The sequence below is a fragment of the Streptomyces venezuelae genome, from assembly GCF_008642315.1.
GTDB lineage: Bacteria > Actinomycetota > Actinomycetes > Streptomycetales > Streptomycetaceae > Streptomyces > Streptomyces venezuelae_D.
In genome coordinates, this window is the sequence record NZ_CP029192.1 from 8,069,440 (window position 1) to 8,083,298 (window position 13,859).

Annotated in this window: 12 protein-coding genes and 1 pseudogene; 3 read left to right on the top strand and 10 right to left on the bottom strand. The window is 72.8% G+C overall.

What is annotated here, in order from left to right; all coding sequences use genetic code 11:
• Positions 1–41 precede the first annotated feature (41 nt).
• Positions 42–263, top strand: coding sequence for a hypothetical protein (locus DEJ48_RS35645; RefSeq protein ID WP_150220244.1), 222 nt, complete (start codon positions 42–44; stop codon positions 261–263).
• A 15-nt stretch (positions 264–278) separates the two neighbouring features.
• Here the strand turns inward: DEJ48_RS35645 and DEJ48_RS35650 are convergent, their stop codons facing one another.
• From DEJ48_RS35650 to DEJ48_RS35670, 5 genes are all read right to left on the bottom strand, one after another.
• Entirely contained in the window at positions 279–986 is a 708-nt protein-coding gene (locus DEJ48_RS35650) for a response regulator (protein WP_150220245.1), read from the bottom strand.
• A complete protein-coding gene (locus DEJ48_RS35655) occupies positions 983–2,260 on the bottom strand; it encodes a sensor histidine kinase (RefSeq protein WP_150220246.1) in 1,278 nt (425 codons plus the stop codon). Before DEJ48_RS35655 ends, DEJ48_RS35650 begins: the two co-directional genes overlap by 4 nt.
• Before the next feature lie 71 nt (positions 2,261–2,331).
• The gene (locus tag DEJ48_RS35660) at positions 2,332–4,533 is read right to left on the bottom strand and encodes an MMPL family transporter (protein ID WP_150221595.1); all 2,202 of its coding nucleotides are present in this window, start codon (positions 4,531–4,533) and stop codon (positions 2,332–2,334) included.
• A 268-nt stretch (positions 4,534–4,801) separates the two neighbouring features.
• Positions 4,802–5,410: a class I SAM-dependent methyltransferase gene (locus tag DEJ48_RS35665; protein ID WP_150220247.1), complete on the bottom strand. Its 609-nt coding sequence runs from the start codon at positions 5,408–5,410 to the stop codon at positions 4,802–4,804.
• 197 nt (positions 5,411–5,607) lie between these two features.
• Entirely contained in the window at positions 5,608–6,183 is a 576-nt protein-coding gene (locus DEJ48_RS35670; protein WP_150220248.1) for a hypothetical protein, read from the bottom strand.
• On the opposite strand from DEJ48_RS35670, the pseudogene DEJ48_RS35675 reads away from it, so the two are divergent.
• Positions 6,167–6,607 (top strand): annotated as a pseudogene (locus DEJ48_RS35675) (molybdopterin cofactor-binding domain-containing protein); the annotation flags it as partial. The gene DEJ48_RS35670 and the pseudogene DEJ48_RS35675 overlap by 17 nt on opposite strands.
• Here the strand turns inward: DEJ48_RS35675 and DEJ48_RS35680 are convergent.
• Together DEJ48_RS35680 and DEJ48_RS35685 are read right to left on the bottom strand one after the other, a co-directional pair.
• The gene (locus DEJ48_RS35680) at positions 6,571–7,041 is read right to left on the bottom strand and encodes an MSMEG_6728 family protein (RefSeq protein WP_150220249.1); all 471 of its coding nucleotides are present in this window, start codon (positions 7,039–7,041) and stop codon (positions 6,571–6,573) included. The pseudogene DEJ48_RS35675 and the gene DEJ48_RS35680 sit on opposite strands and share 37 nt — an antisense overlap.
• A gap of 53 nt (positions 7,042–7,094) precedes the next feature.
• On the bottom strand, positions 7,095–8,057 hold the full coding sequence (locus DEJ48_RS35685) for an aldo/keto reductase family oxidoreductase (protein ID WP_223832313.1): 963 nt from the start codon (positions 8,055–8,057) through the stop codon (positions 7,095–7,097).
• A 155-nt stretch (positions 8,058–8,212) separates the two neighbouring features.
• On the opposite strand from DEJ48_RS35685, the gene DEJ48_RS35690 reads away from it, so the two are divergent.
• Positions 8,213–8,605 carry an STAS domain-containing protein gene (locus tag DEJ48_RS35690; protein WP_150220250.1) on the top strand — a complete coding sequence of 131 codons (393 nt, stop codon included), beginning with the start codon at positions 8,213–8,215 and terminating at the stop codon, positions 8,603–8,605.
• On the opposite strand, the gene DEJ48_RS35695 is transcribed toward DEJ48_RS35690, so the two are convergent.
• The 3 genes from DEJ48_RS35695 to DEJ48_RS35705 are packed head-to-tail and all read right to left on the bottom strand — an operon-like array spanning position 8,592 to position 13,859.
• Positions 8,592–10,121 carry a class I adenylate-forming enzyme family protein gene (locus tag DEJ48_RS35695; protein WP_150220251.1) on the bottom strand — a complete coding sequence of 510 codons (1,530 nt, stop codon included), beginning with the start codon at positions 10,119–10,121 and terminating at the stop codon, positions 8,592–8,594. The genes DEJ48_RS35690 and DEJ48_RS35695 overlap by 14 nt on opposite strands.
• On the bottom strand, positions 10,105–12,015 hold the full coding sequence (locus DEJ48_RS35700; protein WP_150220252.1) for an ABC transporter ATP-binding protein: 1,911 nt from the start codon (positions 12,013–12,015) through the stop codon (positions 10,105–10,107). Before DEJ48_RS35700 ends, DEJ48_RS35695 begins: the two co-directional genes overlap by 17 nt.
• On the bottom strand, positions 12,015–13,859 hold the full coding sequence (locus DEJ48_RS35705) for an ABC transporter ATP-binding protein (RefSeq protein ID WP_190537790.1): 1,845 nt from the start codon (positions 13,857–13,859) through the stop codon (positions 12,015–12,017). The genes DEJ48_RS35700 and DEJ48_RS35705 overlap by 1 nt, the downstream gene beginning before the upstream one ends.

Below are 13,859 nucleotides of genomic sequence, written 5' to 3' on the forward strand. Positions count from 1 at the left end.
AACGTCGCCCGTCCGTTACCGGATCCGAGGGGAGAACCACGATGATCGAAGTGAGCACCCGCAGCGTCAAGGAAGCAGCCGCCGCCGAGCAGCTGCGCGCCGACACCACGACGCTCGACATTCCCAAGGGTTTCGACCTCTGGACGCCCGAGGAGATCGCGGACTGGCTCGACACCGTCGAGAACGACCCGCAGGTCTCCGACACGGACTTCTACGCGGCCCAGCAGGCCGTCCAGCGCGTGCTGGACGGCGAGAACGCGTGACCTGACGGCCCGGCGCTAGGGCGCCGGGCCGGTGCGCGGGCGGGCGGGAGGCGGCTGCGGCACGCGGGCGAAGCCGGTCCGGTAGGCGAGCGCGACGAGCTGCGCGCGGTGATGGACGCCGAGCTTGTGCATGATGCGCTGGACGAAGGTGCGGACGGTCAGCGGGCTGACGAACAGACGCTCGGCGATCTCGTCGTTGGTCAGGCCCTCGGCCGCGCACAACAGCACCTCCTGCTCGCGGGGGGTGAGGTGGTCCATCTCGCGCGGGGATGCCTCGGGGCGGTCGGGTCCTGCTGCGGCGAGGTAGCGGGTGACCACCGTGTGGGTGGCGAGCGGAGAGAGCACCATGTCTCCGGCGGCGACGGTACGGATGGCGGCGAGGAACTCGGCGGGTCCGACGCCCTTGCCGAGGAACCCGCTCACCCCCGCGCGCAGGGCGCGGGTGATGTGGTCGCCGGTCTCGAAGGTGGTCAGGATCAGCACGCGGGTGCCGTCGAGCCGCGGGTCGGCGGAGATCTGCTCGGCGGCGGACAGACCGTCCTTGTGGGGCATGCGGATGTCCATGACCACGACGTCGGGTGCGGTGCTGCGGGCCAGACGCACCGCCTCTTCGCCGTCGCCCGCGGTGGCGACGACTTCGAGGCCGTCGGCGGCGTCGATGAGGACCCGGAAGGTCCCGGTGAGGAGCGCCTGGTCGTCGGCGAGCAGCACGCGGATGGTCACGGGGCGTCCCTGAGTGCGGTCGGCGGCGGGCCGGGAGCGGTGCGGGTGGGCAGCTCGGCCCGCACCTCGAAGCCCGCCCCGCCGCGGGGGTGGGCGTGCAGGTGTCCGCCGACGGCGTGGGCCCGCTCGCGCATGCCGATCAGCCCGTACCCGTACCCGGCCACGCCCCGCGACGGGGGGAACGCGGGGGCCGGGCCGTCGTCGGTGACGGTCAGGGTCAGCCGGTCGGCGGTGTAGTGGAGGTGTACGGCGGCGGTGGTGGTCAGGGCGTGCTTGGAGACGTTGGTGAGTGCCTCCTGGGTGATGCGGTAGGCGGTGAGGCCGACGCCGGGCGACAGCGGCCGGGCCTCGCCCTCGCGGGTGAGGGTGACGGTCAGGCCGACGCTCTCGAAGGACGCGAGCAGGTCGGACAGTTGCGCAAGCCCCGGCGCGGGCTCGGTCGACCCGGCGGGGTCGTCGTGTTCGCGCAACAGGCCCACGGTCGCCTTCAGTTCGCCCAGAGCGGCGGTGAGGGTGGCGGTGAGGCTGCCGGTGACCTCGGCCGCCGCGTCGGGGCGGGTGGCGAGGAGGTAGTCGGCGGTGGCGGCCTGGGCGTGGGCCAGGGTGATGTGGTGGGCGACGACGTCGTGCAGCTCGCGGGCGATGCGCATCCGCTCGGCGCCCACCCGGCGGCGGGCCTCCTCCTCGCGGGTGTGCTCGGCCATCTCCGCGCGGGCCTCGACAGCCGTGACGTAGTCGCGGCGGCTGCGCAGCGCGTCCGCCACGGCGGCCGGCAAGAGGGTGACGGCGGCCAGGCCCACCTGGTCCGGCCGCAGCTGCGGCTCGCCCGGCGACCACAGGACGGACGTGGCCAGCAGCACCGCCGCCGCGGCGGCGGAACAACGGGCCGCGGTGCGCCCGTCGGTGCGCCAGGCCAGCGAGGCGAGCGCCGCCATCACGGGGCCCGTGAGGGTGGAGCCGAACTCGTACCCGTGAGAAGGGCCGAGCGCGCCGAGGACCGCGGTGGAGCCGGTTGCCATGGTCACGGTCAGGCGCGGGTGGGTGCGGCGCAGCAGCAGCGCGGCGCACGCCAGGACAGCGACCGCGGCGGCGGCCGGCGGGGGCCGGCGCACGATGCGGGGTGGCTCCGCCATCGTGGTGGTCAGCACCGCCAGCACGCACAGGGCCGCGGCGACGGCGATGTCGAAGGCGCCGGGGTGGCGCTGGGCCCATGACCGGATCTCAGCGATGATCTCTGCTCCTTCCTCGACGGGTCCTCGACGTGTCCTAGGCATGGATTCGACGGTTGACGGCCCGGCCCCGGGCACCCGCAGGGGTTCGCGGGCGCCGGGGGCCGGTACGGCGGTCAGGCGTTCACCGACTCCTCCCGGGGGCTGGTGGGTTCCGCGGCCAGAGCGCGGGTGAGCTTCTCGCCCTCGATGTCGAGGTCGGGCAGGATGCGGTCCAGCCACCTCGGCAGCCGCCACGCGGCGTTGCCCAGCAGGGCGAGCGCGGCGGGGACGATGGTCATGCGGACGACGAACGCGTCGAAGAGGACGGCCGCGGCCAGGCCCAGACCGAGCATCTTGATCATGGAGTCGGTCATGCCGATGAAGCCTGCGAAGACGGCGATCATGATGACGGCCGCGGCCACGACGACGCGGGCGCTGTGCCGGAAGCCGGTGACGATGGCCTGGGCAGGCGATGCGCCGTGGACGTACGCCTCGCGGACGCGGGTCACGAGGAACACCTCGTAGTCCATGGCCAGGCCGAAGACCACACCGATCAGGAAGATCGGCATCATGCTCATCACCGGCCCGGTCTGGGCGACGCCGAGCTGGTCGGCGAGCCAGCCCCACTGGAAGACCGCGACGATCACGCCGAAGGACGCGGCGACCGAGAGCAGGAAGCCGAGTGCCGCCTTGAGCGGGACGAGGACGGAGCGGAAGACGACCATCAGCAGCAGGACCGCCAGGCCCACCACGACCGCGAGGTAGGGGGCGAGGGCGGCGGTGACCTTGGTGGAGACGTCGATGTTCATCGCGGTCTGCCCGGTCACCCACATGGACGCGCCGGTCTCGGCCTTCAGCTCCGGGGCCGAGGCGCGGATGGTCCGCACCAGGTCCTTGGTCGCGCCTGCGGCCGGTCCGGTGCTGGGTACGGCGGCGATGGTCGCGGTGTCACCGGTCTTGTTGAAGGTGGCGGGGGACACCTCCGCGATCCCCTCGGTGGCGGACAGGGCGCCGCGGGCCCTGGCGGCGGCGCCCTTGGCGTCGTCGGCGTCCTTGGCGTCGACGACGACGGTGAGGGGGCCGTTGAAGCCGGGGCCGAAGCCGTCGGCGAGCGCGTCGTAGGCGCGGCGCTGGGTGGTGGAGGTGGGCTGCGCCTCGTCGCCGGGCAGGCCGAGCCGCAGGTCCAGGGCCGGTATCGCGACGATGCCCAGGCCCGCCACGCTCAGCAGGAGCGTCGCCAGCGGGCGGCGGACGACCAGGCGGGCCCACCGGCTGCCCGCGGGCTCCTTGCCCCGCCCGACCGCGGGCGCGGCGGAGGCGGGGGCGTGGCGCCGGGTACGGGGCAGGACGGCCTGGGGGAAGAAGCCGAGCAGGGCGGGCAGCAGCGTCAGGGCGACGAGGACGGCGATGACGACGGTCCCGGCGGCGGCCAGACCCATGTCGGTCAGCATCGGCACCCCGGCCACCGACAGGCCGGCCAGCGCGATGACGACGGTGGCGCCGGCGAAGACGACGGCGGATCCGGCGGTGCCCACCGCCCGGCCCGCGGCCTCCTCCGCGCCCTGCCCCTCGGCTCGTTCCGCGCGGTAGCGGGAGACGATGAACAGGGCGTAGTCGATGCCCACGGCCAGGCCCAGCATCAGGGCCAGGGTGATCGTCGTAGTGGACATGCCGGCGGCGACGATGGCGCACACCCCGGCGCCGAGCCCGATCAGGGCGGTGACCAGGGGAAGGCCCGCGGCGACCAGTGCGCGGAAGGTGATGAACAGCACCAGCGCGGCGACCGCGATGCCGATCAGCTCGGTGATCCCGCCGAGTTCGGGCCCGCCGTCGACGGCCGACCCGCCGACCTCCACGGTCAGCCCCGCCGCCCGGCCGTCCTCGACCGCCTCCAGCAGAGCGGCGGACGTCGCCTCGCTCAGGTCGTCGCCGGAGGCGCTGTAGGTGACGGTCGCGAATGCGGTACCGGAGTCCTCGCTGACGGCCTCCGGCGCGAACGGGTTCGAGGCGTCCTTCACCTGCTCGCCGCGCGCCACGGTGTCGACGACCTTCTCGACGGCCGCCCGGTTCTCGCGGGCGGTCACCTTCTGCCCGTCGGGCGCGGCGAACACGATCCGCGCGTCCGCGCCCTCGGCGTTGTCGCCGGGGAAGCGCTCGTCGAGCAGGTCGAACGCCTTCTGCGACTCGGTGCCCGGGATGGAGAACCCGTCCTCCTCCGCGGCCGGAGCGCTGAGAGCGGCGAACGAGCAGGCCGCCAGGACCGCCACCCACAGCAGAGCGAAGCAGCGGCGCTGCCGGAAGGACAACCGGCCGAGCCGATAGAGCAGGGAAGCCATGAAGGCACTCCAGTCGAAGAGGAGGACGAGGTCGCCGCGGCCGCCCGGTGCGCGCCGAGCGCGCTGCGGTCCGAGGCTCGCCCTCCATCGTTCGCGGCGGGCGCCCCCGCGTCGTCCTGCGCCTGCCGACACCCGCCCGTACTGCAGCCGCAGTACGGCAGCCATGCGACGAGCCCCCCCCGTAATCTATCGGTGATTGATTCCCTGCCAGATTCTTCTATCGCTGATAGATTGTCAATGCGGCGCCCGCCCGCACGCAGCCGGGTTCTCAGGGCAGGCGCAGCGCCCGCAGCACACCGTCGTGGGTGTGGGGCGTGCCTGCCGGGGGCGGAGTCGTGCGGGGGCGGTCCTCGTCGGTCAGGACGGTCCAGGACGCGGCGTCGAGGAGCGGGGCGATGTCCTGGGACCAGTAGTAGTCCGCGGGGTCGAAGTCCTCCGGACCGTGTCCGGCCAGGTCCGCGAGCGTGTGCGTGACGAAGAGGAGCGTGCCGCCCGGGGCGACGGCGTCCAGGAGGCCGCGCAGCGCCGCGTCGTCCTGTCGGCGGAGCGGGAAGTACTGGAGCGATACGAGGTCGTAGGCGCCCGCCCGGGGCGGGGCGCTGGAGAGGTCCGTCCTCTCCCAGGTCACGCGTCCTTCGAGGCCCTCGGCCGCGACCGTCGTGGCCGCGCGGCGCAGGGCGACCTCGGAGATGTCGACCGCGGTCACCCGCCAGCCCTGCCGGGCCAGCCACAGCGCGTCGGCGCCTTCGCCGCATCCGACGTCCAGCGCCCGGCCCGGCGGCAGGCCGGGGATCTCCGTCGTCAGCACCCCGTTGGGGTTGCCGCTGAAGAGCTGGTCGCGGCTGCGGTACATGTCGTCCCAGTGTGCGGCGTCCACGGCACCCGGTCCTCTCGTCGGTTCCTCGGTGAGGGGAGGGGGCACTGCAAGCCGCCTCCGTCCGACGTCAACGTGCGCCTTGTGGTCGCCGCGAAGCAACCTTCTTTGCCGGAAGTGCAAGAGGTGTGAGGGTGGCGGGGGCGTATCTGCGCAGCCACGCCGAGCGGTCAGGCTGCTGCGCAGCCCCCGCCGACCAGTCAGGCGGAGACGGGCAGCGCCTGCGGACCCACCTCGCAGTGCTCCACCACCTCGGCGAGGCCGCCGCCGCCGACCTCAACCCGGGCCGTCGCCTCGCCGTTCCAGGGGGCCTTGACCTTCTCGGACTGCTCGATGACGGTGATGCCGTCGGCGTCCACGAACGTGACGGATACCCAGAAGCGGCCCGCCTTGCCGTTCTTGTTCGTGACCTTGACCGTCGCGTACGGGACTGCCTTCGTCGCGCAGCGCACCAACTTCGCCGTCGCGTCCCGCGTACGTTTGCCTCCCGACCCGGAAGTGCCGGTGCCGGTGGAGTCGTCGGTCGGCAGCCGCCTGTGCGTGCCGTTGCGGCCCCGGTCCCTGCTGCTGTCGCCGCTTCCGCCGCTGCCGTACAGGTCGTCATCGTCGTCGTAGCCCGAACCCGACGTCGACGAACCGCCCGACGTCGACGACCCCGACGTACCCGAGCTGTTCGACGACGAACTGTCGTGGTCCTGGCTCGAGTTGCTGCAACCCCCGCCGCCACCGCCGCCGTGACGGCTTCCGCCGCCGTGGGACACCAGCGAGACGTGCATCCTGCGCGGCGTGCACGCCGCGGACGCGGGCCGGGTCCTGAACCCGCTGCAGTGCCGCGGACAGGTCGAGGGCGCGGTCGCCCAGGCGCTGGGTGCCACGCCCTTCGAGAACGTGCGTCTCGATGGACGCGGGGAGGTGACCACGGCGGCCTTCCGTCAGTACCGCTTCCCGCACTTCGCCGACGTGCCGCGCATCGAGGTCCACTTCGCGGAGACGACCGACACGATCGGCCCGCTGGGAGCCGAGTCGATGAGAGAGAGCCCCTTCAACCCGGTGGCCCCCGCCTTCGCCACCGCCCCGCGCGACGCCACCGGCATCCGGTTCACCGAGACGCCGACGACCAGTGACCGCGTCTGGCTGGCCCTGGACCGGCAGGGGGCGGTGGACTACGCGGCGGACCGGTCGGAGGACGGCCACACGTAGGGCAGGTCGTCGGGGACACCGGGGAAGAGCGGGGCATAGACCTCCGGTGCCTTGCGTACCAGCGCCGACTGATGGCTGCGGTGGAAGGCCGGGTCCCCGAGCCAGGGCGGCAGTTCGCCCTCGTCGGCGAGCTCCTCCTGGGCGCGCACGGCGGTGTCCGGGCGGTGCCGGGTGAAGTCGGTGACGAGGGTGGTGGCGCAGGTGTCGGTGCGGCCCTCCGCCACCCACACCGCGCACACGTCGAGGCCGTAGCGGACGAGGGCCTCCTCATAGCCGGTCCACATGCGGACGGCGGGGTGGTGGCGCCAGCCGTAGCCGGGCACGGTCAGGCCGCGCAGCACCTGCAGCGCCTCGACGCGCTGTTTGCCCAGGCGGGCCTGGTCGAGGGCCGCGGCGGACCGCGAGAATTCGGGGTACGGGAGGAAGGTCTGCACGGTGCATCCCTACCGCGGCGGCCGCGATCCCACCCGCTTCCGCCGCGCTGCCGTCAGGGCAGGGGGCCTCCGCGGGCGGCGACCCACAGGTCGTACCACTCCTCGTGGGTCAGTTCGGGTTCCCGTACGACGGCGTCACGGCAGGCGAGGATGCGCTCGGGACGGCTGGTGCCGATGACCGGAGCGATGCCGGCCGGGTGGCGCTGGAGCCACCACAGCAGGATCGTCTCCGGCGTCGTCCCTTTGCGCTCGGCGAGGTCGGCGACGAGCTCCGAGGCCGGGGCGTCCAGGGGGCCGGTCGCGTTCGGCGGGCCCGTGTAGCGGCCCTGGGCGAGGGCGCCCCACGCCTGGAGCTGGATGCCGCGCTCCCGGCAGTACTCGACCGTCCCGTGCGGGAAGCCGTTCTCGGCCGCCGCCGGGGTGTTCACGAGGACGCCCGCCTCGACCCAGTCCCGGCTGCCGAGGCTCATCTCCAGTTGGTCGGCGACCAGCGGGATGTCGAGGTGGGCCTTGAGCTGCTGGATCTGTGCGGCGCTCATGTTGGACACGCCGAAGCGGCGCACGAGCCCCTGCCCGTGCAACGAGGTCAGCGCCTTCGCGGTGTCCTGCGGATCGGCCAGCGGGTCGGGACGGTGCAGAAGCAGTACGTCGAGCACGTCGGTGCGCAACCGGGTGAGGCTCTCCTCGACGCACCGGACGATGTGCCCGGACCGCAGGTCGTACATGCCGGGGTGGTGCCCGTCGGCCTGCCGGATGCCGCACTTGGTCTGCAGGACGATCCGCTCGCGCAGCCCGGCCGCCCGGTCGAGCAGCTCGCCGAAGACCGCCTCCGACTTTCCGCGACGGTAGATGTCGGCGTGGTCGAACGTGGTGATGCCGATGTCCAGCGCCGCCTCGACGGCGGCCTCGGCGTGGGCGATGTCCGCGGCGGTGTACGGGGCGTCGTCCCAGGTGCCGCCGAGCCCCATGCACCCGTACAGCGGCCGCCCGGCGGATACGTCGGTCTGCGCAGTCATACGTCGCCTTCCTTCATGCGCCTCATTCTGCGGGTACGGATACCCACGGGGGGACTTCATCCGGATTCCCCGCGTCGGCCGGTGGAAATGGGGCAGACTCGGTCCGGTACGACCCACCCGGAACGCGGAACGACCCAGGCACCGTCGAGGAGACCGTGGCCGACACCCCGAACCCCGGCCGATACGGCAGGCAGAGCAGACAGGCCAGGCACGGCAGGCTCTCCGTCGTGCGCTCCGCCGTCGACGGCGTCCGCATCCTCGCTCTGCACGGAGAGATCGACCACGCCGTCAAGGACGAGTTCAGCGAGGCCCTGATCCCCGAGGACGGCGTGGCGCCGCCGCGGACCGTCGTCGACCTCAGCGACGTGACCTTCATGGACTCCAGCGGCATCAACGTCTTCATCGCCGCGCACCACGCCGTCAAGGAGACGCAGGGATGGCTGCGCATCGCCGCTCCCCGCGAGTCCGTGCTCCGCGTCATCCAGCTCATCGGCCTCGACGCGGTGATCCCCTGTCACACCACTCTCGAACAGGCTAGGACTTCCTGACGGCCGTGGCGGCGCGCACCGCGTCGCGCCGGACCTTGCCCATCGAACTCTTCGGCAGCGAGGCGACGAAGTCGACCTCGGCGGGGACCTGATGGGGCAGGAGCCGGGCGCGGCAGTGGGAGGTCAGCTCCGTCGCGGGCAGCGGGGGCCGCGCCACCACGGACGCCCGTACGCGCTCGCCGCCGTCGTCGGTCGTCTCGCCCCAGACGACCGCCTCCACGACCGAGGGGTGCGCCAGCAGGACCTGCTCCACTTCGAGGGGGTTCACCTTCTTGCCGCCCACGTTGACGAAGGAGTCCTTGCGCCCGACCAGGTGCAGATGTCCCTCGGGACCGACGCGGACCACGTCGCCGGTCCGGTACCAGCCGTCGGCGAAGGCCCGTCGGGTGGCGTCGGCGTCCCCGAGATAGTGCGTGAACATCGCGGGTGTCCGTACCAGCAGCGAGCCTTCCGCACCGCGCGGCACCTCGTCCCCCCGTTCGTCGACGACACGGACCCGCACGCCGGGCATGGGGCGGCCCACGCCGAGGTCCGCCGCACCGCCGTCCTCCGGGCGCCGCGCGGCGATGACGCCGGCCTCCGTGCAGCCGTAGACCTGCTGGACGTCCAGGCCGAGCCGGTCCTTCGCGCGCCGCGCCACGGCGGGCGGCAGGGCCGCGCCCGAGGACAGGCAGAGGCGGAGGGCGCGCGGCGCGGATGCACTGGCGCCGGCCGCGCGCGTCGTCAGGTCGTATGCCATGGGGGCGGCGACGAGGACCGTGCAGGCGTGCTCGTCCAGGGCGCGCAGGAGCCGTGCGGGGGTGAAGCGGCCGAGGAGGACGAGCTCCGCCCCGGCGCGCAGGGCGGTGACCAGCCCGGCCACCAGGCCGAAGGAGTGCAGCAGGGGGACGGCGGCCAGGATGCGGTCGTCCTCGGTGATCGCGTACGAACGGGCGTAGCTGTCACCGCCGTTGACGAGGTTGCGCTGCGTGTGGACGGCGACCTTGGGCTCGCCGGTCGAGCCGGACGTGTACTGGTGGAGGAAGGGGGAGTCGGGCGCGGCGGCCCCGTCGCCTTCCGGGGCGTGGGAGGGTGTGTCGCCTGCCGGGTCCTCCACGGGGACGAGCGGGTCCGTGCCCTCCGCGCCGCCCAGCGCGGCGAGCCTCGCGGCGTGCCCCACGACGGTAAGCGGACCCAACTTGGCTTGCACGGTCAAGAGTTGTGAGCGCGGGGTGCCGGGCTCCAGGGGAACGAGACGCGCCCCCAGACGGGCCGCGGCGAGGAGCGCGACGACGCAGTCCGGGGTGTTCTCCAGGAGCAGCCCAGCCGTACCGTGCGCCGTGACGCCGAGCGCCCCGAAGCGGCGCGCGGCGGCCCGCACCTTCTCGTGCAGTTCGCCGTAGGTCAGGACGGCGTCCTCGCCGCGTACGGCGACGGCGCGGGGACGGGCCCGGGCAGCGCTGTCGAGGAGTTCCCAGAGGGTTGTCGGGCCGGGCCGGTCGGGCCCGTCGGCTGTGCTCTCAGACGCGGTGGCCATCGACCACGCTCTCCTCTCCGTCCGGGTGCGTGTGTCCGTTCGCCGAGGTCCCCGTGCTCGCGTACGGCTCGGGTGCGGCGGACAGGAGTGCCATGGGCTCGGCGGGGTCCTCGTCGGGCTGCTGGTGGCGGAAGTAGCGGTCGTAGAGGCGGCGGTACGCTCCGCCCCGGGCAAGGAGCGTGGCGTGGTCGCCCTCCTCGATGATCCGGCCGTCGTCGACGACGACGATCGTGTCCGCCTTGCGGACCGTGGGCAGGCGGTGCGCGACGACGATCGTCGTGCGGTCCGCGGCGAGCGCCTCCAGGCCCTCCTGGATCTGTGCCTCCGTCAGCGGGTCGATGCTGGCGGTGGCCTCGTCGAGGATCAGTACGGGGGCGTCCTGGAGGAAGACGCGGGCGAGCGCGACGATCTGGCGCTGGCCGGTCGACAGGTTCCTGCCGCCTTCGTCGGTGGGCGTGTCCAGACCCTGCGACAGCTGCTCCAGCCAGTCGCCGCCCGCCACCGCGCGGGCCGCCGCCTCGATCTCGTCGCGTCCGGCGCCCGGCCGGCCACGGGCGATGTTGTCCGCGACCGTCCCGGAGAAGAGGAACGGCGTCTGCGTCACCACGCCGAGGCAGCGCCGGTACTGGTCCAGGTCCAGGGTGCGCACGTCGAGGCCGTCGACCTCGATGCTCCCCTTCTGGAATTCGTACGCACGCATGATCAGCCGCACCACGCTCGACTTGCCGGCGCCGGTGTGGCCGACGAGTGCCACGGTGCGGCCCGCGGGGATGTCGAGGCTCACGCTGTCGAGCACGGGATGCTCGTCGTCGTATCCGAAGTGGACGTCTCGCAGGGTGATCTCACCGCGCAGGCGCGGCACGGGGATCCGGTCGCGCTGGCGCACCGACGACTCGCGGTCGACGAGGGCGAAGACCCGCTCGCCCGCGGCCAGACCCTGCTGGAGCTGGCTCCAGAAGGAGGCGATGCTGGTGAGCGGCGACCAGAACAGGGCCAGGGCCTCCAGGAACAGCACCCACTCGCCCGCCGACACCGAACCCGAGTCGACGCCGTGCCCGCCCACCAGGACCACCGCGACCGTGCCGAGTCCCGTGAGGGAGATCAGCAGCGGAAAGATGCCGCTGAACAGGCGGTTCAGCCGCACACTCGCCTTGAACCACCGGTGGTTGACCTCGTCGAGGCCCGTCTGTGCGGACTGCTGGTGGCTGTGGTTGCGCGCCACGGCGATGCCCCGCAGCGTCTCCTGCACGTAGCCGTTGACCTCGGCGAGGGTCTGCTGCTGGTGCAGTGAGGCGCTGCGTGCCGCGCGCCGGAAGGCGAGGCTGACGGCGACGATGACCGCGGCCACGAAGGCGGTGACCAGGGCCAGCGGTACGTTGATGACGAACAGGGCGGTCAGCAGGATCGCGATCATCAGTACCTGGCCGAGCAGGCTCAGCATCAGGGTGATCAGCGTCGCGAAGGCCTGGGTGTCGTTGGTGACGCGGCTGACGACGACACCGGTGGGGTGGGCGTCGTGGAACGCCATGTCCTGCCGCATGGCCGCCGCGAACGCCCGCTCCCTCAGTTCGAGCACGACGTCTCCGGCCATGGTTCCGGCCGCGCGCTCCTGGAGGAGGTTCAGCAGCCAGGCGGTGATGCCGGCGACGAGGATGGCCGCGACCAGCCACGCGAGTCGGCCGTCTCCGTCGTCCTCCAGAGCCGAGTCGACGGTCCTGGCCAGCAGCAGGGGCACGGCGCTGCCCGCCGTGGCGGCGACGATCACGGCGAGGGTGACGAAGACGACGGCCCGGCCCTTGCCGCGGAAGTACGGGGCGATACGGCGGGCCAGCTCGCGGTCGCCGTACCGGCGGTCGTAGCCTTCCGGGTCGAGGCCCTCCAGCAGATGCGCCATCAGTGGCTCTCCTCCTTGGTGCCCGCGGAGTCCGGGCCGCCGGGTGCCGGCGTGCTCAGATAGGGCGCGAAGATCCTGCGGTACAGGGAACAGTCCCGCAGGAGCTGTTCGTGGCTGCCCTGGTCGACGATCCGGCCGGCGTCCAGGACGAGGATGTGGTCGGCCGCCCGGATGCGGGACAGCCTGGGCGTGACGAGGAACGTGGTCCGCCCGTCCGAGGCCTGCCGCATGGCGCGCTGCACCTCGTACTCGGTGGCGCTGTCGACGGCACTGGTCGCGTCGTCGACGGCGAGGACGCGCGGGTCGGAGATCAACGCGCGGGCGATGGCGACGCGTTGGCGCTGCCCGCCGGAGAGGGTGACCCCGCGTTCGCCGACGACGGTGTCGTAGCCCTTCTCGCTCGCCACGATGAAGTCGTGCGCCTGCGCGATGCGGGCCGCGGCCTCGATGCGGGCGCGGTCGGTTCCGTTGTCCGAACCGAGGCTGAGGTTCTCCGCGATGGTGCGGGAGAACAGCATGACGTCCTGCTCGATGACGGAGGTGCGCGAGCGCAGCGCCCCGATGTCCCAGTCCGTGGTGGCCACGCCGTCGACGAGGACGTGTCCGTCGTCGGGCGTGTAGGTGCGGTTCAGCAGGTGCAGGAGGGTGGACTTGCCGCTGCCCGTGGCGCCGACGACGGCCACGGTGGTGCCCGGGGCCACCCGGAACGACACGTCGCGCAGGACCGGCTTGCCGGGTTCGTAGCCGAACGTGACGTTCTCCATGGCGACTTCGCCGACGACGGGCGCGCTGTGGCGGCCGCCCCGCTCGTCCTCGCCCTCGGGGTCGTCGACGACCTCCTTGATGCGCTGCGCTCCCGCCATGCCGAGATAGATGAGCCCGAGGCTGAAGGACGCCAGCTGGGTGGGGGCGCGCAAGGTGCCCATCAGCCCCAGGACGGCGACGAGTTCGCCGATGCTCAGGGAGCCGTCGCGGAGCAGGATCACGGAGTGCACCAGGGCGCCGACGGTGGCGAGGGCCAGCAGCAGTGGGGGCAGCGCGAGGGCCTGGGTGCGGATCTGGCGTACCGAAGCGTCCCGGTACTCCCGGGCCAGCTCGGTGAACCGGGCGCGTTCCTGGTCGGCCCCGCCGGTCGACCCCACCACCTCGATCCCGGCGATGCTCTCCGACGCCTGGGCCGTCATGTCGCCGAAGCGCTCACGTGCCGCGTCGGACACGGGCTCCAGGCGCCGCCCGTGTTCGGCGAGCGCCACCGCGAACAGCAGGACGAAGACGACGGGGGAGACCAGCAGCCGCGGGTCCACCAGGGCGATGAACACGATCGGCATCATGATGTTCAGCGCGAGGTCGACGGCCAGGTCGAAGCCGGGTGACACCATCAGGTTCAGCGACTCGGCGTCGCCGGTGGCCCGTGCGGAGAGGTCGCCCACCCGCCGCCGGTTGAAGTAGCCCTGACTCTTGCGCAGCAGACTGGCGAAGACCTGGGCGCGCGCGTTGCGTTCGAGCCCGCTGGCGAAGGACTCCAGGCTGTACGTGGACATGATCCCGGCGAGCGCCCGCACGACCACCAGCGCGAGCAGCCCTCCGGTGACGGCGTGGAACGTTCCGAAGTCGGGCGATCCGTCGTCCTGGTCGAGGACGGCGTCGAAGGCCAGACCGGTGACCAGCGGGATCGCCGCGGTCAGCGACTGCCAGGCGAGACTGCCCAGCAGGAACAGGGCGATGTACGGCCGGAAGGGCCGCATCTGGGCGAGCAGCCAGCGGGGGACGCCGCGCCGGTCGGCGTCGTCGGCGTCGTCGGTGTTCTCGGCTGCCGTGGCGCCCGCCATGGTGTCGGCGGTCAT